Here is a 17,970-nt window from a genome sequence, read left to right on the forward strand (position 1 = left end):
TTCGGACACGAGCTCGGCCGTAGAACGTCATTACGGTCGAGCTCGTGTCCGATTGTCAGACCTGACCCCGGGGTGGGCTAGTGGCGTGCCTTGGACGAGGTCGCGATGTGGTCCAGGATGTGCTTCGGCACGGCGGCGTAGTGCTTGAACTCCATCGTGTACGTCGCCCGGCCCTGCGTCAGCGAACGTAGCGTGGTGGAGTAGCCGAACATCTCGGCCAGCGGCACCAGCGCGCGGATGATCTTGCCGCCGCCGCCAGGAATCTCGTCCATGCCCTGCACCATGCCGCGCCGCGCCGTCAGATCGCCCATGGCGTTGCCCATGAACTCTTCCGGCGTCTCCACTTCCACCTGCATCATCGGCTCCAGCAGCACTGGATCGGCGCGCTTCATGCCGTCCTTGAAGGCCATCGAACCGGCCATGCGGAAGGCGTTCTCGTTCGAGTCGACGTCGTGGTAGGAGCCGAAGGTCAGCGTCACCTTGACGTCAACCACCGGATAACCGGCCAGCACGCCGCTGCGCAAGGTCTCCTGCACGCCCTTGTCGACCGCGGGGATGAACTCGCGCGGCACCACGCCGCCCTTGATGGCGTCGACGAACAGATAACCCTTGCCCGGCTCCATCGGCTCCAAGGTCAGCACCACGTGGCCGTACTGCCCGCGTCCGCCGGACTGCTTGACGAACTTGCCTTCGATATCGCTGGCCATCTTCTGGATGGTTTCGCGATACGCCACCTGCGGCTTGCCCACCGTCGCTTCGACGCCGAACTCGCGCCGCATGCGGTCCACCAGGATCTCCAGGTGCAGCTCGCCCATGCCGGACATGATGGTCTGGCCCGATTCCTCGTCGGTGTGCACGCGGAACGACGGGTCTTCCTGCGCCAACCGGTTCAGGGCGATGCCCATCTTTTCCTGGTCGACCTTGGTCTTCGGCTCGACCGCCTGCGAGATCACCGGCTCCGGGAAGATCATCTTTTCCAGCACGATCACATGCTCCGGCGAGCTCAGTGTGTCGCCGGTGGTCACGCCCTTCAGGCCCACCGCCGCCGCGATGTCGCCGGCGTAGACTTCCTTGATCTCCTTGCGCTCGTTGGCGTGCATCTGCAGGATGCGGCCCAGGCGCTCCTTCTGGCTCTTGGTCGGGTTGTAGACCGTGTCGCCGGAATTGACCACGCCCGAATACACGCGGAAGAAGGTCAGCTGGCCGACGAAGGGATCGGTCATGATCTTGAACGCCAGCGCCGAGAACGGATCGCTGTCGCTGGGATGACGCTCGATCGGATTGTCATCCTCGTCATGCCCGGCGATGGCCGGCACGTCCAGCGGCGATGGCAGATACTCGACCACCGCGTCCAGCATCGCCTGCACGCCGCGGTTCTTGAAGGCGCTGCCGGCCAGCATGGGCACGATCTCGTTGCGGATGGTGCGCTGGCGCAGTCCGGCCTTGATCTCATCTTCGCTCAGCACGCCGCCGTCCAGGTATTTTTCCAGCAGCTCGGGCGAACCTTCGGCGGCGGCCTCGACCATCTTGTCGTGCCACTCCTGCGCCAGCGCCTGCAGGTGCGCGGGGATGTCCTCGTAGCTGAACTTGACGCCCAGGCTTTCGTCGTCCCAGTTAATCGCGCGCATCTTGACCAGGTCCACCACGCCGTGGAAATTGTCCTCGGCGCCCAGCGGAATCTGGATCGGAATGGCGACGCCCTTCAGCCGCGCGGCGATCTGCTCGCGCACGCGGAAGAAGTCGGCGCCGACGCGGTCCATCTTGTTGATGAAGGCGATGCGCGGCACGGCGTATTTGTTGGCCTGGCGCCAGACCGTCTCGGATTGCGGCTGCACGCCGCCCACGGCGTCGTACACCATGACGGCGCCGTCCAGCACGCGCATGGAGCGCTCCACCTCGATGGTGAAGTCGACGTGGCCGGGCGTATCGATGATGTTGATGCGGTGCTCGGCGAAATTGCCCGCCATGCCTTTCCAGAAGGCGGTGGTGGCGGCGGAGGTGATGGTGATCCCGCGTTCCTGCTCCTGCTCCATCCAGTCCATCGTCGCGGCGCCATTGTGCACCTCGCCGATTTTGTGATTGACGCCGGTATAAAACAGGATGCGCTCCGTGGTCGTGGTCTTGCCAGCGTCGATGTGGGCGCTGATGCCAATGTTGCGGTAACGCTCGATGGGGGTCTTGCGGGTCATCATTCTCTCCTTGATGCAATGTGAATGCAGGAAGTCTCAAGTGTAGCGATTAATGCAAATTTCAAGAGCCAGGTTATTTCTGCCGTGCGACATGACTCGCGGCAATTAATATAGGCTGTAGAATAACTAGCAAGTTTAACTGAAAGTTCTCCATGACTGTTCCATTGAAACACGCCCTGCTTCTATCCTTGGGCATGGCCCCGGCTCTGGCTTTAGCCCAGTCCGCAACCCTGCCAACGGCGACCGATCTGGAGCTGCGCCTGGAGCGCTGCTCCGTGCTGGGCGACGCCAGCGCCCGCCTGGCCTGCTACGACGGTCTGGCCAAGGCCGGCCCTGCGATCCAGGCCGCCGGCGGCGCCGCGGTCGGCGTTCCCGACCCTGGCAAAGTCAGCAAACTGGCCACCGCCTTGACGCTGCCGTCCAGCACCCAGCCGGCCGAGCCGCCCGCCGCGCCGGTGCTGCCGCCGGTGGTCGCCAAGATCACCACCATTCCGCCGGAAGACTCCGTCTCGCGCATGGTGCAGTGGTGGGAGCTGGACCGCTCGGCCAAGCGCGGCGTGTTCAACGTCCGTCCGCACCGCGATACCTATCTGCTGCTGACCAATTACAGCACCAGCTCCAATGATGCGCCTTTTGACGATTTCACGCCGGCCGGCATCAAGTCGCAGCACGTGGAGCTGACCTACCAGCTCAGTTTCAAGATGAAGCTGATCGAGCAGGCGCTCAGGACGCCGATCGACCTGTGGTTCGGCTACACGCAGAACAGTTTTTGGCAGGCCTACAACCGCGCCGCTTCCAGCCCTTTCCGCGAGACCAACTACCAGCCCGAGCTGATGCTGACCACGCCGCTGAACCTGAACCTGGGCCCGGCCCTCGACGTCCGCTACCTGACGGTGGGCATGGTGCACCAGTCGAACGGCCAGACCTCGACCTTGTCGCGCAGCTGGAACCGGGTGTATGCGGAAGTGGGCGCCGAGCACGGCAAGCTGGCCGCCCAACTACGCGTCTGGAAGCGGCTGGACAACGCCCGCTCGAACAACGACAACGTCGACATCGTCGATTACCTGGGGCATGGCGACCTCAACCTCAGCTATCGCAACGACGGCAACGAGTACTCGCTGCTGGTGCGCCATAACTTTACCTCGGGGCGTGGCGCCTTGCAGGCCGGTTGGGCGTTCCCGGTGCTCGCCAACCTGAAGGGCTACCTGCAAGCCTTCAGCGGCTATGGCCAAAGCTTGATCGATTACAACTACCGGCAGAAGTCGCTGGGCGCCGGTTTCCTGGTCGATTTCTAAACCCGCAGCGTGGCCAGCCGCGCAACAGTCACGGCCGGTTTTTCCCAACTGACTTTCAATTTGCAGTATATTTTCCTTCAGGCATTTGCTGCGGCAGGTGCCCTCGCCTAGAGCTGTCTTCGTCACGCTTGCTGCCTGAGGGAGTAGTCCATGAACTTCGCAAATCTGAAAATCGGCGCCCGGCTCGGCCTGGCATTCGGGCTGGTGGTTGTGCTGCTGTTGGTGGTCATCGCGATCGCCATGTCGCGCATGGCGGCGGCGGAAACCCGCATGAGCAACATGATCGACGATCGCTACTACAAGATCGAGTTGGCGACGACCGTCAAGCACAACGTCGCCGTGATCCACAAGCTGATGCGCGATGCGGCGCTGGCCTCCGATCCGGCGCTGATACAGCGCGAAACCGAGGCCATGAACGCCCTGCGCGCGGTCAACAAGGGTCTGCTCGACAAGTTTGACAAAGTCATCAACGTTCCCAAGGCGCGCGAGCTGTTCGATGCCATCACGGCGGCGCGCGCGCAAGACCTGGCCGGTCAAAAGGCTTTGCTCAAGTTGCTGGCGGAGCAGCAGACCGAGCAGGCCCATGCGCTGCTGGCCGGCGCCATCGCCGCGTCGGAGAAACTGTATGTGTCCAAGCTCGATCAAATGACCGAGCTCCAGCGTGGACGCATGATCGATGAAGCCGCACAGACCCGCGCCAGTTTCAGCGACGCCCGCATGCTGATGCTGAGCATCGCCGCGCTGACCGTGGTGCTGACCCTGGTGATCGGCTGGCGCGCCAGCCGCAGCATCACCGTGCCGCTGAACGAGGCGGTCGGCATGGCGCGGCGCGTGGCGGACGGCGACCTGTCGGCCCGCATCGAAGTCAACTCCACCAACGAAACCGGGCAATTGATGCAGGCGCTGCGCGACATGAACAGCAGCCTGACCGGCATCGTCAGCCAGGTCCGCAGCGGCACCGACACCATGGTGACCGCCTCGGCCGAGATCGCCACCGGCAACCTCGACCTGTCGGCCCGCACCGAGCGCCAGGCCAGCGCGCTGGAAGAAACCGCTTCATCGATGGAAGAGCTGACCAGCACGGTGCAGCAGAACGCGCAGAACGCCCAGCAAAGCAATCAACTGGCCAAGACCGCGTCCGCCGTCGCCATCAAAGGCAAGAACGTGGTGGCCCAGGTGGTCGACACCATGGGTGCGATCAACGCCTCGTCGCGCAAGATCGTCGACATCATCGGTGTGATCGACGGCATCGCCTTCCAGACCAACATCCTGGCGCTGAACGCCGCCGTGGAAGCGGCCCGCGCCGGCGAACAGGGACGCGGCTTCGCGGTGGTCGCCTCCGAGGTACGCAACCTGGCCCAGCGCTCGGCGGCGGCGGCCAAGGAAATCAAGGAGCTGATCAGCAATTCGGTGCAGCAGGTCGACGCCGGCGCCGAGCTGGTCAACCAGGCCGGCAGCACGATGGATGAGGTGGTGGCCAGCGTCATGCGGGTGACCAGCATCCTGGCCGAGATCGGCAACGCCAGCACCGAGCAGACCAACGGCATCTCCCAGATCAACGAAGCGATCATCCAGATGGACGACGTGACCCAGCAAAACGCGGCGCTGGTGGAACAGGCGGCCGCCGCCGCGCAAAGCATGCGCGAGCAGGCCGAACATTTGTCGCAGGTAGTGGGTGTCTTCCGGCTGGATGATGTGGCGCGGGCGCCGCGCCTGGCGCCGGCCGGCAGCCCCCGCATCGCCCTGCAAACACTGGCCTGAACGGCCGGAAGATCAGCGGCCTGGCGAGCCGCGCAGGATGCGCGCCGGCAGCATGACCACGGCGCGCAGCAGCTCGAACACGCCTTCGACGCCGATGCCGATCAGGCGGAACGGCAAGGTGATCAGCCAAAACAGCGGATACAGCACCAGCGCCAGCAGAGCCAGCGGCCAGCACAGGAACAGCAAAACCAGCCACAGCAGAAATCCGAACATGTGATGCTCCCGATCCAGTTGATGCGTTGTTAATGCTGCCACTGTAATGCGGCCTTCCCCGGCGGGCAATTGGCATGCGACCAACGGCAGAAAACCGCGATCAATCGCGTGAAACGGGGAATGAATGGGGATTATTGACCGACGCAGATGATCTTGGTGACGTATTCGTGGGCGTTCGGCTTCTTCTTGGCAGCCCATTCGATCGCCTGGTTGGCTTGTTCGATCGTCAAGATCGTGGCCTTTTCCTTCGATTTGATGAAGGAAACGCCTTCAAACGCGCCTTCCTTGCTGCGCATGACTTTGGCAAATACGGGTGGTTTCTGGTCGCCGTCGGCGATCTTGTTCTGCTGGATGAGGTAGCGCTGGTCGTTCTGTTCCATATATTTCTTTCTGCAAAAGACGAAATATACGCTTCAGAACGACCTTCGTGAAGAGCTTTTTAAGCGTAGGCCGGCACGTAGCTGGCCGGTTGCAGCGCCGCTTCGTACAGGATTTCGGCGCGCAGCGAGGCTTGCAGCGACGGAATCGAGCCGCCCGCGCGGTATTGGAAGCTCACTTGCAGCACATCGCCTTCGCGCGCCTTGACCGGGTTGGCCAGCGGCAGCGTCATGTAGTGGTTGAGCCAGTCGATGGTGGTGGATCGCTCGGACACCACGGCCAGGATGTTCTTGGTGACGAAACGCATGGCGTTGATCTCGCCGTTGCGCTCGACCACGAACTTGCCCTGCCACGCGTAGGTCAGGTCGTTCGGCTGGTTGAAGTCGATGATGCTGTACACCGCAGGCTGCGCCACTTCCACAGTGCCCGGGTAGATCACATTGGTTTCCTGGAATTGCACGATGGGCGCGTAAAAGCCTTCGAAATCGTACTCCTGCTGCAAGGGCTGGACCGCCATGATGACCGCTTCCGGCAGGAACACCGGCAACGGGCCGCCAAAACGCTCGATGTAGCGGCGCTTGAACGATTCTATGACTTCCACCTGCTTCTCGCGCAGCATGCCGACATGGATCATCTCGCAGATGACGACATCGACCGGCTCCGGCGGCAGGTATTCGAAGGCATCAGCATGGACCACTTCGACCTTTTCGCCGTTGGGATTGAGCGCCAGCATCTTGCGCGCTTCCTTGACCATGTCGGGATTGAACTCGACGCAATACACCTTGTCCGCTTTGGCCGCCGCGAACCACGACAGCACACCGGTACCGCCGCCCAGCTCCAGCACCTTGGCGCCCGGCTTGACGGCGTAGTCGATGGCCGACTTGAAGCCGTGCATGCGGTTTTGATCCATCAGCATGTTGTGATGGTAGTGGACTGGAATGAATTGCCCCAGATAGCAGCTTTCAATCTCGCGTTCGTTCAGCATGGATATCCTTGGTTAATGCACATTGTGTCTGGAGGCAATGCACTAGAACCATTATCGTCAACAATGTTGACCAACCAAACGTGGAGATAAGCGCCAAAAACCCGCCAATTCGGGCCTTGTCAATTCGCTACGCCCTTAGCGCTTGGCCTTGGCGGCCAGGTGGGCGTTGATGGTTTTGGTGATCCACGGCTTGTCCGCGTGGGTTGCGAACTCGGCGGCGGTCTGGTGGAAGCCGCCGTCTTTCAGGGTGGCGTCGGCGCCCTGCTCCAGCAATAATTCCACGACTTTTTCCTGGCCCTCGCGGGCGGCGATCATCAGCGGCGTCATGCCGGACGGCGATTCGGCGTCGATGTAGGCGTGGTGCTCCAGCAGGATGGAGGTGATCTCGGTGCTGCCGGCCGCCGCCGCGTAGTGCAAGGCGGCCCAGCCCTTCTGGTTCACCTGGGCGCCGCGCTTGAGCATGTCCAGCACCACGTTCTTGTTCTGGCGGAAGGCCGCCATCATCAACGCGGTATTGCCGTTGGGCGCCTTGGCTTCCAGGTCGATGCCTGGTTGATCCATCAGCAAGGTGGCGACCCGGTAGGCCTCGTAGCGCATCGCGACGATCAGCGCGGTTTCGCCGCCCGGCTCGCGCAGATTGGGGCTCAGTCCGCGTTCCAGCAGCTTTTTTACGCCGGAGACGTTATCCAGCTGCGCCGCGCGGAACAGGTCGACTTCATCGTCGGTTTGCTCGGCTGCCAGCGCCGGCAAAGTCAGGGTGGCGGCCAGGACGGCCAGCAGCAAGCGGCGTTTGGATAGATTCAGCATTAAAATATCACGCTACCACGTTGAATAATTTGAAGAAATTGGCCGTGGTCTGTTCCGCGACCTGCTCCACCGGCACACCCTTGAGCTTGGCGATGTACTCGCCGACATGGGCCACGAAGCCCGGCTCGTTCATCTTGCCGCGATGCGGCATCGGCGCCAGGTAGGGCGAATCGGTCTCGATCAGAATGCGTTCCAGCGGCACTTCCAGCGCCACCGCCTGCAAATCCTTGGCGCTCTTGAAGGTCACGATGCCGGAAAACGAGATGTAGAAGCCCATCTCGATCGCCGCGCGCGCCACTTCCAGCGACTCGGTAAAGCAGTGCATCACGCCGGCCACGCCGCCCGCCTCGGTGCCTGCGCCCTCTTCGCGCATGATGCGGATGGTGTCTTCGCTGGCGTTGCGGGTGTGAATAATCAAAGGCTTGCGCGTGATTCTTGAAGCCTTGATGTGGGTGCGGAAGCGCTCGCGCTGCCATTCCAGGTCGCCTTGCAGGCGGAAGTAGTCCAGCCCGGTCTCGCCGATGGCGATGATCTTCGGGTCGTTGGACAGCTCCACCAGTTGTTCGACGGTCGGTTCAGGCGTGTCCTCATAATCCGGGTGCACGCCAACCGAGGCGTAGATGTGCGGATACTCGTGGGCCAGCGCCAGCACTTGTGGGAAATCCGGCAAGTCGACCGACACGCACAGCGCGTGGGTGACTTTGTTGTCGGCCATCTTGGCCAGGATCTCGGGCATGCGAGCAGCCAGCTCGGGGAAATTAATGTGGCAATGGGAATCGATAAACATGCCGTGATTGTAACCTAAGCGCGCCTGGCCTAGAATCGGCGTTCCCATTCACTTCAGGAGTTTGCCTGATGTTGCGCCGCCTTCCGTTTGCCCTCGCACTTGCCCTGCCGCTGCTCGCCAGCGCCGCCGACGCGCCGCCCCAGCAGTTTGCCGACCTCGGCGACGTCCGGCTGGAAAGCGGCGCCGTCATCAAGGATTGCAAGCTGGGCTACCGCACCATCGGCACGCTGAACGCGGCCCGCTCCAACGCCGTCGTGTTCCTGCCCTGGCACACCGGCAAGAGCGGCGAAGCGGTCTCGCTACTGGGTCCCAAAGGCTTGTTCAATACCGCCGGGCACTACGTGATCGTCATCGATGCGATCGGCAACGGCGTGGCTTGCTCGCCGTCCAACAGTGCGGCGCAGCACGGCACGGCCTTCCCGGCCTTCAATGTGCGCGACATGGTGGAGTCCGAATACCGGCTGCTGAGCGAAAAGCTGGGCCTCAAGCACGTCCACGCCATCGTCGGCTACTCGATGGGCGGGACGCAGGCGTTCCAGTGGATGGTCAGCCATCCAGGCTACATGGACGTGGCCGTGCCGATCGCCGGCACGCCGCGCCAGACCAGCTACGACCTGCTGTTCTGGCGCACCGAGGAGGCGGCCATGCTGGCCGACCCGCAGTACGCCAACGGCGACTACAAGCAAAACCCCAAGCTGGCGCTGTACCACCAGATTTTTTCGCTGAATTTCGACACACCGGCCTATCGCGCGGCCAAGACCAAGCCGGCCGACGTGGACAAGTTCATCGCCGAGACGGTCGAGGACGACCCGGACGCGGCCGACGCCAACGACATGCGCTGGCAAATGCGCGCCTTCCTGACGCAGGATATCGGCGACGACGCTGCCAGGAAGGTCAAGGCACGGGTGCACATCATCAACCCGCGCCAGGACCTGATCGTCAACCCGGCGCCGGCGCTGGCGTTCGCACGCCAGATCCAGGCCACGACCACGGTGCTGGAAGGCGATTGCGGCCACTCGGCGGTGGTCTGCGCAACCGACCAGATCCGCGCGGCGGTGGACCGCGCGCTCAAATAGCGGTCAGCCGACCCGCTTGCCCAGGATGATCAGGTCGCGCTCGATGCCGTCCAGATTGGCAACCTTGGGCAGCTTGGCCCAGGTCTCGAAACCGAACTTGGCGAACAGGCCCAGGCTGGGCTTGTTGTGGCCGAAGATAAAGCCCAGCAAGGTGTGCACCTTGATCGCCGGCGCGTGGGCGATGGCCTGGGCGATACAGTAGCCGCCCACGCCCTTGCCGCGCCAGGCCTCGGCGAGGTAGATCGAAATCTCCGACGTGCCCGAGTACGCCGGACGGCCATAGAAGTTCGAATACGACAGCCAGCCCAGGATTTCCGGCGTGGCCGAGCTATCGCCGGCTTGCTCGATGATCCACAGCGGGCGCTTCTCCGGCGTGTGCTCATGGAACCAGCCCAGGCGCGACTCCACCGACACCGGCTCGGTATCGGCCGTGACTTCGCGCGAGGCGATGGTGGTGTTGTAGATGGCGACGATGGTTGGCAGGTCGTCGAGCGTGGCGAGGCGATGGCGGAAAGCTGTGGTCATGTCGGAAACGGTGAGGGAGTATGTTGAAACTATAGCGTATGCGTGGCGCGCGAGGAACGCAGCGCCGCGCCGAGGATTTCTTCGATGCGCAGGCGGGCGCGCTGGCCGCTTTCGTCTTCCGGGAAGTGCACGCCTATGCCTTGCGCCTTGTTGTTATGCGCGCCGGGCGGCGTGATCCAGGCGACTTTGCCGGCGATCGGGTATTTGTTGACGTCGTCCATCAGCGCCAGGATCAGGTAGATCTCGTCGCCTATCTTGTAGGGCTTCTGGGTCGGCACGAACATGCCGCCGTTCTTCAGGAAAGGCATATAGGCCGCGTACAGCGCGGCCTTCTCCTTGATGGCCAGCGACAATACCGTCGGCCGCGCGACGGCAGGCACGGTATTCGGGTCGAGCGGGCTGGCAGCAGACATTCAATCCCTTTCAGGCGCAGCAGGCGGCGTAATCGAGCAACATATCCTCCAGGAACAGCTTGGGCGACAGCGGATGATCGGCCGTCGCGCGGCGCTCGTTGGCGCCCTTGATCGCGGCCAGCAGGCGGCTGACGTGGATCTTGCCGGCCAGGCTGGCTAACTCCTTCTGGTAACGCGGATAGTACCGGATGTTACCTGCCAGTTTGTAGGAAAACACATCATAAAGCCAGCGCTGCAACCATGAAACTTGTGCACTCAACGGCACTTTTTGCAGTTTGTCGGCAACTTTCAACGCGCCTTCCACGCTGGGATGGGCCAGCAGTTGCAGCAATACTTCCAGATCGTCACGATTGCCCACTTCGGCCTGCGCCATGGCCGCCAGCGGCGCCCCGCCCTGCTCGCGCAGCCAGCTGTCGGCGTCCGGCACGCCTTGCGCCTTCAGCCAGGCCAGCGCCTCGGCGTGGCTCGGCATCGGCAGCGCGAACTTGCGGCAGCGCGACAGGATGGTCGGCAGCAGCCGGTCCAGGCTGTTGGAGGCCAGCAGGAACACCGTGCCCGGAGGCGGTTCTTCCAGCGTCTTCAGCAGCGCGTTGGAGGCCGGCATGTTGAGCGCCTCAGCCGGATACAGCACCACCACCCGCAGCCCCTGGCGGTGGGTGGAAATGTTCATGAAGTCCGCCAGGTTGCGGATCTGCTCGATCTTGATCTCTTTGGACGGCGCCTTGGCCGACTTGGCCGTCTTCTTGGCTTCGCCGTCGCCCTCCTCGCCGTCGCCGGTGGGCTCGTCTTCCAGCGCTTCCGGCCGCACGCGGCGGTAATCCGGATGGTTTTGCTGCGAGAACCAGCCGCACGACGCGCACTGGCCGCAGGCGTGGCCGTCCGGCAGCACGGCCTCGCACAGCAAGCCCTGGGCGAAGCGTTCGATGAAGTCGGATTTGCCTATCCCGGCGGCGCCATGAAACAGGATGGCGTGCGGCATGCGCTGGCGCAGCAGTTGCAACTGCTGCCAGGACGCTTCCTGCCACGGATATATGGAATTGCTCATTATTTGGTATTCTGTTTTAAAACAAGCGCTTATGCAATACTTTTAAAGTGCAAGCAATTGATCGAGGATGGCGGCGATCTGGACCTGGATGTCCGCGATGGACTGGGTCGAGTCGATCACGCGGAAACGGGATGCGAACTGGGTGGCGCGGCGCAGGTACTCGTTGCGGGTGGAGGCGAAGAAATCGGCCTTTTCCTGCTCGAACTTGTCCAGCGAGCGGGTGGCGTCCAGCCGCGCGCGCGCCACTTCCAGCGGCACGTCGAACAGCAGCGTCAGGTCCGGTTGCAGATGAGGATGCACCCACTGCTCCAGCGCTTCCAGCTTGGCCAGGTCCATGCCGCGCCCGCCGCCCTGGTAGGCGAAGCTGGCGTCGGTGAAACGGTCGGAAATGGCCCAGGCGCCGCGATGCAGCGCCGGCTCGATCACTTGCGCGATGTGTTCGCGGCGGCTGGCGAACATCAGCAGCGCCTCGGTTTCCAGGTGCATTTTTTCGTGCAGCACCAGCTCGCGCAGTTTTTCGCCCAGCGGCGTGCCGCCCGGCTCGCGCGAGCTGACCAGATCGACGCCACGCGCCTTCAGGTAGTCGCCGACGTAGGCGATGTGGGTCGATTTTCCGGCGCCGTCTATGCCTTCGAAGGTGATGAATTTACCGCGGTGTTGAGTCATGAATTCTCTAAAACTTATCTTTGAAACTTGTTCACTGCCCGATTGTGGTCGGTCAAATTATCGGAAAACTGGCTGGTGCCGTTGCCCTTGGAGACGAAATACAGCGCCGGCGTCTTGGCCGGGGACAGCGCCGCCGCCAGCGATTGCACGCCAGGCAAGGCGATCGGGGTCGGCGGCAAACCGGCGCGCGTATAGGTATTGTAAGGGGTGTCGGTCTCCAGATCCGATTTATGGATTTTGCCGTCGTACTTGTTGCCCATGCCGTAGATCACGGTCGGATCGGTTTGCAGCAGCATGCCCAGCTTCAGGCGGTTGACGAACACGCCGGCGATCATGCCGCGCTCGGACTTTTGCCCGGTTTCCTTTTCGACGATGGAGGCCATGGTCAGCGCCTCGTACGGTGTCTTGTACGGCAGCGCCGGATCGCGCTTGTCCCAGGCGTCGTTCAGGCGGCTCAGCAGCATGGCGTGCGCCTGCTTGTAAATTTGCAAATCGCTGGCGCCCTTGGCGAACAGATAGGTGTCCGGGAAGAACAAGCCTTCCGCCTGCTTGTACTCGGAGCCGATGGCGCGCATCACTTCCTTGTCCGACATGGCGACGGTATCGTGCTTCATGCCCTTGTGGGCGGCGATGGCGGCCCGCATCTGGCGGAACGTCCAGCCTTCGATGATGGTCAGCTGCTCCTGCGCGAATTCGCCGCGCACCAGCTGGTCGATCAGGCGCAGCGGCGTGGTGCCGGGCTTGAGTTCATAGGCGCCGGCTTTCAGCTTGCCGCTCTTGTTGGTCACGCGCGCCAGCAGGTTGAACAGCAAGGGTTCGATCGGCACGCCCGCTTCGGCGATCTGCTGGCCGGCGGCGTGAGCGCCGCTGCCGGGCGCGATGGTGAATTCAATGGCTTCGATCTCGTCGCCGATGATCGGGTGCTGGGACCAATAGATAAAGTAGCCGCCGCCGGCGATCGCCAGCATGATGCACAAGGTGATGATTTTTTTGATAAAAGCCATTGTTAAAGCCATAGGGTTGGAACAAGTCGCACAGCTTGCCACTTCTTGGCACAGTCCGCCAGTGCGCGTTTTGCGCGGTATCCGACGCGATCCGTCCGACATCACTATAATGAGCCCGTAATGATAATGCTTTAATCGTCAAATTAATGGAAATTATGTCTTCTTGGAATGAACTTTTAGCTCAGCAAGCCCAGCCGCTGACCACCACCCAGCTCGCCGTCGGCTTTGTCGCGCCGATCAGCGACCAGGGCCTGATCGCGCTGGACGGCGAGGAATCGGCCAGTTTCCTGCACAATCAGCTGACCAACGACGTCGAGCACCTGGGCTTGGGCGAAGTCCGCCTGGCCGGCTACTGCTCGCCCAAGGGCCGGCTGCTGGCCTCGTTCCTGATGTGGCGTAACGAAACCACCATCTTCCTGCAACTGCCGCGCGAGATCCAGGCGCCGGTGCAGAAGCGGCTGGCGATGTTCGTGCTGCGCGCCAAGACCAAGCTCAGCGATGCGAGCGAGTCGCCGGCCAATCAGGTGGTGCTGGGCCTCGGCGGCGGCATGGCCGAAGACGCGCTGCAAAACTGGTTCGACCCGCTGCCGGCCAAGCCGTTCACCAAGGTCGACCATCCGCTGGGCACGCTGATCCGCGTGGCCGATGTCTTCGGCGCGCCGCGCTACCAGTGGCTGATGTCGGCCGCCGTCGCGCAGACGGTGGCGCCGGAGCTGGCCGCCAAGCTGTCGGTGGGCCGCACCGATGCCTGGCATCTGTCGGAGATCCACGCCGGCATTCCGCAGATCACCAAGGCGACGCAGGAACAGTTCGTCCCGCAGATGATCAATTTCGAGCTGCTGGGCGCGGTTAATTTCAAGAAGGGCTGTTATCCGGGGCAGGAAATCGTCGCCCGCAGCCAGTATCTGGGCAAGCTCAAGCGGCGCACCACGCTGGTCAGCATCGCCGATGCCGCCGCTGCAGCCGGTGTTGAAGTGTTTGCCACCGCCGATCCCGAGCAGCCTTGCGGCATGGTCGTCAACGCCGCCCCCAACGGCAAAGGCGGCATCGACGCGCTGGTCGAAATGAAGCTGGCCGCCATCGAAGCGGCCTCGGTCCGTCTCGGCTCGGCCGGCGGCGCGCCGCTGACCTTCCTCGACATGCCCTACGTGCTGGACCCACTCGATCTCTAGCATGGATCTCTACATTTACTATCAGGTCAAGGATGCCGACGCGGCGTCCTTGCTGGCGGCGGTCGTCCCGATGCAGGCGGCGCTGGGCGTGCGGCATGGCGTGGTTTGCCAGCTCAAGCGCCGCCCCGAAGCCAGGGACGGCAAGCAGACGTGGATGGAAGTGTATGCCGCCACGCCGGCCGGCTTCGCGTCCGCGCTGGATGAAGCCGTCGAACTGGCCGGCCTGTCCGCCTGGACCGCCGGCCCGCGCCACACCGAATTGTTTATGGATTTAGCCACATGTGCCTGATCGTTTTTGCCTGGCGGGTCATACCGGCGGTACCGCTGGTGGCAGCCGCCAACCGTGATGAGTTCTACCAGCGCGCCACCGCGCCGGCGGCCCCGTGGCCGGAGCATCCGCAAATCTTCGCCGGCCGCGACTTGCAGGCCGGCGGCAGCTGGATGGGCATCACCCAGCCGGCGGCCGACAGCAAAGCCTCCCGCTTTGCCGCCATCACCAACATCCGCGCCCCGGCCGAGCACCGCGACAACGCGCCCTCGCGCGGCCACCTGGTGGCCGACTACCTGGCCGGCAACATGACGCCGCAGGAATACGTCGACGCCATCCGCGCCGACGCCGGCGCCTACAACGGCTTCAACCTGGTGCTGAGCGACGGCGCCACGCTGATCTGGTTCTCCAACCGCGGCGACGACGACCCGCGCAACGGCAAGCCGCTGGAACCGGGCGTGTACGGCCTGTCGAACGCGCTGCTGGATGCGCCGTGGCCCAAGGTCCTGAAGACCAAGGCCCAGTTCGCCAGCCTGTTATGCCTGGGCGCGCCCGACGACGCCTACTTCGAAATGCTGGCCGACACCACGCCCGCGCCCGACCAGCGCCTGCCGGAAACCGGCGTGCCGCTGGACCTGGAACGCATGCTGTCGGCGGTGCGCATCGAGAGCCCAAGCTACGGCACCCGCACCTCCACCGTGGTCAAGCTCTACGCCGACGCGCCTGCGACCTTGCAAGAGATGCTGATACACTAGCAAGCAGACCTGTTTGCGCATGGCCAGCCCGGCCCGCCGCAGGCTCATCACTTGCTGAACGCCCATGCGTGTATCGCCGTTGTTGTCTGCACTGTTATCGGTTTCTTTCCTGGTCCTGCTGGCCGGGCAAGCCGCCGCTGCCTGCGCGCCTCTGCGTTTCGGCTACACCGACCAGGCCGTACCGCCCTACTATCTGGGCGCCGGTCCCAACGAAGGTAAACCAGCAGCGGGCGCCCTGGCCGACCTGACCCGCGAAGCGGCCGCCAGCGCCGGCTGCACCACCGTGATGGTGCGCATGCCGCCGCCGCGTCTGCGCCTGAGCATGGAAGCCGGCAAGATCGACGCCACCTCGCTGTTCTCTCCTGCTGTGGTCGGCGCCTCGCCGCATATCGTCTACCCGCTCGACAAGCACGGCAAACCCGACCCCACCCGCGGCTTGGCCTTGCACAGCGTGGTGTTTGTGCGCAGCAGCGATGGCCTGGCCAAGAATGGCGACCCGGCCGTGGTGATGCGGGGCCGCATCATCGGCCTGTCGCACGGCGCGCCGCACATCAAGGCGCTGCGCGAACGCGGCGTCGAAGTCGACCAGGGCGCCGCCAATCCCGACACCAATTTCGAAAAGCTGCGCCGCCACCGCATCGACGGCTTCGCCGTCTCGCTGGCGTCGCAGGACGACATGGACGCCACCGTCGCGGCACGCTACGGCAAGGAATTCACCCGGCTCGACAAACCGCTGTTCTCGACCACCGCCTGGCTGGCCCTGAACAAAACCTACTACGAACAAAACCGCCGACAAGCCGAAGCCATCTGGCAATGGTATGGCGCGCATGGCCCCGCCCGCCTGGGCGCCCTCCTCAAAAAGTACGAGAACTAGCCGTCGCCGACTCTGATGCGTTTATCGGCAATTAAACCTTGAGCCGGCCGCGAAAACCTCTTGTGGCGTAGTAAGATTCAGCCCCGTTGTGATACACGAAAACATGATCATAGCGACGATCACAGAAGAGCGCACCACCAAGATCTCTTATCTTGGCTGGCGTAGTCACCCAGCTCGACGTTTTCCTGTCGAACTCTCCAAGCTCTTGCAATTCTCGATATTGTTTTTCCGTGAGCATGTCAATACCTATCGATGACGCAACCTCCATTGCGTTTCCACTCGGCTTATTTTCTTTTCGTGAATCGAAAGCCTTGCGGTCATAACAAATACTGCGTCGGCCTATCGGAGTTTCAGGTGAACAATCACAGAAAATGAACTCACTGGTCTTCTCATCAAAACCAACGACATCCGGTTCGCCGCCGGTTCGCTCCATTTCGTTGAGTGCCTGGATTTTCTCAGGACTAGCTTCCAGTTTCGCTTGCACTGAATTCCAGTCGACTCCTGTGTGACGATGCATATTTTTCGCGAACCGAGCTTTGAGAGTCTTGATCAACTCGGCAAGAAATTCTTGTTCCATTTCATTACCTCCCTTATGCAAGTCGCTTACCCGCGCGAAGCAGCCGATTCCCGCCTTTGGCCGATTCTACCTATTCACACCGTCGACGCCACCCTGGTTTTATTCCCGCTTTTTCATCAGACCGGCCAACGAGGCAAACGGATTATGCGTTGCCGGCGCGACCTCGGCCGATTTCAGACCAGGTCCCCGGTCGGCCTCAAGATAACGCGAGTGTTCGTTATCGTGGCAGTAAAGGCACAGCAATTCCCAGTTGCTGCCATCAGGCGGATTGTTGTCGTGATTGTGGTCACGATGGTGCACTGTCAGTTGCGACACATTGGTATGCGTGAATTCGCGCATGCAGCGCCCACACACCCACGGATACATTTTCAGCGAGCGCTCGCGATAGCCCAACTCGCGCTGGTCGGCCGCGCGCCGTGCGTCGGCCACAATTTTGTCCAGTCGCGCGGCGTCCGGTTTTTTTCCAACGGTCATGTTTATTTCCTTCCCTTGCTGTTAGATGTAGGCCGGCAGCGCCCACCGTCGGCCGGCTCGGCCGCTGCCCCCCCCAAGCCGACGCACGCCTCAACCAAGAGGATACCCTGGCATTTTGCCAGCTAGCGATCCTTTAGGATTTGGCGTTTTTGATGACTTGTGCAGTGCTTGCTTTTGCCAGAGCGGCCTCAAATAGACTTCTGTCTGTGTAGATCTGTATGAGGTTTCCAGTCTGCGAAAGATGCTGGGCAATGGCCACCGTTAAGTTGACGAGTTTAGATCCGGTCAGCACGCTAACCCGTCTGAGCTGGTCTCTCGTCATTGTGAAGAACCGGGTCCACTCCTGACTAACCTCGACAGTTACCAACTCCGCCTGCTCAGCGTCAACCAATAATTCGAGGCTTCCATGCCGTAATATTTCGAGACGTATCTCATCAAGAGCGATAGTGCCGAACTGTCCTTGATCGTTTCCACTGATAGTGACAAGTAACACGCCCGGCGTTAAGCGCCGAAAACAAAATTTACCGTTGCCACTTTCAAGAAGCGTACTCCCGTCAATGGCGATCGACTTGCTAACATCAATTGTCATATAAAATTCCGCATGTCAGTGGTGTGGATTTTTGCTCATTCTTTACATCCGCTTCAAGTTCAGCGAACGACTGTATATGGACTTCTCCCCGTTTGCAAACATTCCGTCGTTGACATT

Annotated in this window: 21 protein-coding genes; 7 read left to right on the plus strand and 14 right to left on the minus strand. The window is 62.2% G+C overall.

The window, feature by feature from the left end; all coding sequences use genetic code 11:
* Positions 1–77: 77 nt before the first annotated feature.
* The gene (gene fusA, locus AC1RMD_RS07385; protein WP_492925156.1) at positions 78–2,189 is read right to left on the minus strand and encodes an elongation factor G; all 2,112 of its coding nucleotides are present in this window, start codon (positions 2,187–2,189) and stop codon (positions 78–80) included.
* Positions 2,190–2,383: 194 nt separating this feature from the next.
* On the opposite strand from fusA, the gene AC1RMD_RS07390 reads away from it, so the two are divergent.
* A complete protein-coding gene (locus tag AC1RMD_RS07390; protein ID WP_492925652.1) occupies positions 2,384–3,484 on the plus strand; it encodes a phospholipase A in 1,101 nt (366 codons plus the stop codon).
* A gap of 150 nt (positions 3,485–3,634) precedes the next feature.
* Positions 3,635–5,245, plus strand: coding sequence for a methyl-accepting chemotaxis protein (locus AC1RMD_RS07395; protein ID WP_492925158.1), 1,611 nt, complete (start codon positions 3,635–3,637; stop codon positions 5,243–5,245).
* Between the two features lie 12 nt (positions 5,246–5,257).
* Here the strand turns inward: AC1RMD_RS07395 and AC1RMD_RS07400 are convergent, their stop codons facing one another.
* The 5 genes from AC1RMD_RS07400 to AC1RMD_RS07420 form a co-directional block, all read right to left on the minus strand.
* Positions 5,258–5,458 carry a hypothetical protein gene (locus tag AC1RMD_RS07400; protein ID WP_020703231.1) on the minus strand — a complete coding sequence of 67 codons (201 nt, stop codon included), beginning with the start codon at positions 5,456–5,458 and terminating at the stop codon, positions 5,258–5,260.
* 131 nt (positions 5,459–5,589) lie between these two features.
* Positions 5,590–5,838: a hypothetical protein gene (locus AC1RMD_RS07405; RefSeq protein ID WP_492925160.1), complete on the minus strand. Its 249-nt coding sequence runs from the start codon at positions 5,836–5,838 to the stop codon at positions 5,590–5,592.
* A 59-nt stretch (positions 5,839–5,897) separates the two neighbouring features.
* A complete protein-coding gene (locus AC1RMD_RS07410) occupies positions 5,898–6,821 on the minus strand; it encodes a class I SAM-dependent methyltransferase (RefSeq protein ID WP_492925162.1) in 924 nt (307 codons plus the stop codon).
* A gap of 135 nt (positions 6,822–6,956) precedes the next feature.
* Positions 6,957–7,628 carry an ankyrin repeat domain-containing protein gene (locus AC1RMD_RS07415; RefSeq protein ID WP_492925164.1) on the minus strand — a complete coding sequence of 224 codons (672 nt, stop codon included), beginning with the start codon at positions 7,626–7,628 and terminating at the stop codon, positions 6,957–6,959.
* A 7-nt stretch (positions 7,629–7,635) separates the two neighbouring features.
* Positions 7,636–8,415 (minus strand): TatD family hydrolase, encoded by a 780-nt coding sequence (locus tag AC1RMD_RS07420; RefSeq protein WP_332852249.1) that lies wholly within the window; start codon positions 8,413–8,415, stop codon positions 7,636–7,638.
* Positions 8,416–8,483: 68 nt separating this feature from the next.
* Between AC1RMD_RS07420 and AC1RMD_RS07425 the strand changes: the two genes are divergently transcribed.
* Entirely contained in the window at positions 8,484–9,491 is a 1,008-nt protein-coding gene (locus tag AC1RMD_RS07425; protein ID WP_492925166.1) for an alpha/beta fold hydrolase, read from the plus strand.
* A gap of 3 nt (positions 9,492–9,494) precedes the next feature.
* On the opposite strand, the gene AC1RMD_RS07430 is transcribed toward AC1RMD_RS07425, so the two are convergent.
* From AC1RMD_RS07430 to mltG, 5 genes are read right to left on the minus strand one after another with little or no spacing between them, the layout of a single operon-like run.
* Entirely contained in the window at positions 9,495–10,016 is a 522-nt protein-coding gene (locus tag AC1RMD_RS07430) for a GNAT family N-acetyltransferase (protein WP_492925168.1), read from the minus strand.
* Between the two features lie 29 nt (positions 10,017–10,045).
* Positions 10,046–10,429 (minus strand): PilZ domain-containing protein, encoded by a 384-nt coding sequence (locus tag AC1RMD_RS07435; RefSeq protein WP_036622204.1) that lies wholly within the window; start codon positions 10,427–10,429, stop codon positions 10,046–10,048.
* Positions 10,430–10,439: 10 nt separating this feature from the next.
* On the minus strand, positions 10,440–11,474 hold the full coding sequence (locus AC1RMD_RS07440; protein ID WP_492925171.1) for a DNA polymerase III subunit delta': 1,035 nt from the start codon (positions 11,472–11,474) through the stop codon (positions 10,440–10,442).
* Between the two features lie 42 nt (positions 11,475–11,516).
* A complete protein-coding gene (gene tmk, locus AC1RMD_RS07445) occupies positions 11,517–12,140 on the minus strand; it encodes a dTMP kinase (RefSeq protein WP_492925173.1) in 624 nt (207 codons plus the stop codon).
* A 14-nt stretch (positions 12,141–12,154) separates the two neighbouring features.
* On the minus strand, positions 12,155–13,144 hold the full coding sequence (gene mltG / locus AC1RMD_RS07450; protein WP_492925175.1) for an endolytic transglycosylase MltG: 990 nt from the start codon (positions 13,142–13,144) through the stop codon (positions 12,155–12,157).
* A 155-nt stretch (positions 13,145–13,299) separates the two neighbouring features.
* Between mltG and ygfZ the strand changes: the two genes are divergently transcribed.
* From ygfZ to AC1RMD_RS07470, 4 genes are all read left to right on the plus strand, one after another.
* Positions 13,300–14,316, plus strand: coding sequence for a CAF17-like 4Fe-4S cluster assembly/insertion protein YgfZ (gene ygfZ, locus AC1RMD_RS07455; protein WP_492925177.1), 1,017 nt, complete (start codon positions 13,300–13,302; stop codon positions 14,314–14,316).
* Between the two features lies 1 nt (position 14,317).
* Positions 14,318–14,605 (plus strand): DUF4936 family protein, encoded by a 288-nt coding sequence (locus tag AC1RMD_RS07460; protein WP_492925179.1) that lies wholly within the window; start codon positions 14,318–14,320, stop codon positions 14,603–14,605.
* Positions 14,596–15,339 (plus strand): NRDE family protein, encoded by a 744-nt coding sequence (locus tag AC1RMD_RS07465; RefSeq protein WP_492925181.1) that lies wholly within the window; start codon positions 14,596–14,598, stop codon positions 15,337–15,339. The genes AC1RMD_RS07460 and AC1RMD_RS07465 overlap by 10 nt, the downstream gene beginning before the upstream one ends.
* A gap of 82 nt (positions 15,340–15,421) precedes the next feature.
* The gene (locus tag AC1RMD_RS07470; protein WP_492925183.1) at positions 15,422–16,213 is read left to right on the plus strand and encodes a hypothetical protein; all 792 of its coding nucleotides are present in this window, start codon (positions 15,422–15,424) and stop codon (positions 16,211–16,213) included.
* Between the two features lie 31 nt (positions 16,214–16,244).
* Here AC1RMD_RS07470 and AC1RMD_RS07475 read toward each other — a convergent pair whose 3' ends face one another.
* The 3 genes from AC1RMD_RS07475 to AC1RMD_RS07485 all read right to left on the minus strand — a co-directional run bounded on the left by AC1RMD_RS07475 (position 16,245) and on the right by AC1RMD_RS07485 (position 17,853).
* Positions 16,245–16,790, minus strand: a complete 546-nt coding sequence (locus AC1RMD_RS07475; protein WP_492925185.1) for a DUF4256 domain-containing protein — start codon at positions 16,788–16,790, stop codon at positions 16,245–16,247.
* Positions 16,791–16,889: 99 nt separating this feature from the next.
* Positions 16,890–17,264, minus strand: a complete 375-nt coding sequence (locus AC1RMD_RS07480; protein WP_492925187.1) for a YajD family HNH nuclease — start codon at positions 17,262–17,264, stop codon at positions 16,890–16,892.
* A 133-nt stretch (positions 17,265–17,397) separates the two neighbouring features.
* On the minus strand, positions 17,398–17,853 hold the full coding sequence (locus AC1RMD_RS07485) for a SpoIIAA family protein (protein WP_492925189.1): 456 nt from the start codon (positions 17,851–17,853) through the stop codon (positions 17,398–17,400).
* Between the last annotated feature and the right edge of the window lie 117 nt (positions 17,854–17,970).

The sequence above is a fragment of the Duganella sp. GW822-FHT06D06 genome (assembly GCF_058799615.1).

Bases quoted from the DNA above. Each gene is read 5' to 3' on its own strand.
- AC1RMD_RS07435 (WP_036622204.1), bottom strand. From the start codon at position 10,429: ATGTCTGCTGCCAGCCCGCTCGACCCGAATACCGTGCCTGCCGTCGCG.
- AC1RMD_RS07390 (WP_492925652.1), top strand. From the start codon at position 2,384: ATGGCCCCGGCTCTGGCTTTAGCCCAGTCCGCAACCCTGCCAACGGCG.
- AC1RMD_RS07430 (WP_492925168.1), bottom strand. From the start codon at position 10,016: ATGACCACAGCTTTCCGCCATCGCCTCGCCACGCTCGACGACCTGCCA.
- AC1RMD_RS07475 (WP_492925185.1), bottom strand. From the start codon at position 16,790: ATGGAACAAGAATTTCTTGCCGAGTTGATCAAGACTCTCAAAGCTCGG.
- AC1RMD_RS07425 (WP_492925166.1), top strand. From the start codon at position 8,484: ATGTTGCGCCGCCTTCCGTTTGCCCTCGCACTTGCCCTGCCGCTGCTC.
- tmk (WP_492925173.1), bottom strand. From the start codon at position 12,140: ATGACTCAACACCGCGGTAAATTCATCACCTTCGAAGGCATAGACGGC.
- AC1RMD_RS07415 (WP_492925164.1), bottom strand. From the start codon at position 7,628: ATGCTGAATCTATCCAAACGCCGCTTGCTGCTGGCCGTCCTGGCCGCC.
- AC1RMD_RS07440 (WP_492925171.1), bottom strand. From the start codon at position 11,474: ATGAGCAATTCCATATATCCGTGGCAGGAAGCGTCCTGGCAGCAGTTG.
- AC1RMD_RS07410 (WP_492925162.1), bottom strand. From the start codon at position 6,821: ATGCTGAACGAACGCGAGATTGAAAGCTGCTATCTGGGGCAATTCATT.
- ygfZ (WP_492925177.1), top strand. From the start codon at position 13,300: ATGTCTTCTTGGAATGAACTTTTAGCTCAGCAAGCCCAGCCGCTGACC.
- AC1RMD_RS07420 (WP_332852249.1), bottom strand. From the start codon at position 8,415: ATGTTTATCGATTCCCATTGCCACATTAATTTCCCCGAGCTGGCTGCT.
- AC1RMD_RS07400 (WP_020703231.1), bottom strand. From the start codon at position 5,458: ATGTTCGGATTTCTGCTGTGGCTGGTTTTGCTGTTCCTGTGCTGGCCG.
- AC1RMD_RS07485 (WP_492925189.1), bottom strand. From the start codon at position 17,853: ATGACAATTGATGTTAGCAAGTCGATCGCCATTGACGGGAGTACGCTT.
- AC1RMD_RS07460 (WP_492925179.1), top strand. From the start codon at position 14,318: ATGGATCTCTACATTTACTATCAGGTCAAGGATGCCGACGCGGCGTCC.
- fusA (WP_492925156.1), bottom strand. From the start codon at position 2,189: ATGACCCGCAAGACCCCCATCGAGCGTTACCGCAACATTGGCATCAGC.
- AC1RMD_RS07480 (WP_492925187.1), bottom strand. From the start codon at position 17,264: ATGACCGTTGGAAAAAAACCGGACGCCGCGCGACTGGACAAAATTGTG.
- mltG (WP_492925175.1), bottom strand. From the start codon at position 13,144: ATGGCTTTTATCAAAAAAATCATCACCTTGTGCATCATGCTGGCGATC.
- AC1RMD_RS07405 (WP_492925160.1), bottom strand. From the start codon at position 5,838: ATGGAACAGAACGACCAGCGCTACCTCATCCAGCAGAACAAGATCGCC.
- AC1RMD_RS07395 (WP_492925158.1), top strand. From the start codon at position 3,635: ATGAACTTCGCAAATCTGAAAATCGGCGCCCGGCTCGGCCTGGCATTC.
- AC1RMD_RS07465 (WP_492925181.1), top strand. From the start codon at position 14,596: ATGTGCCTGATCGTTTTTGCCTGGCGGGTCATACCGGCGGTACCGCTG.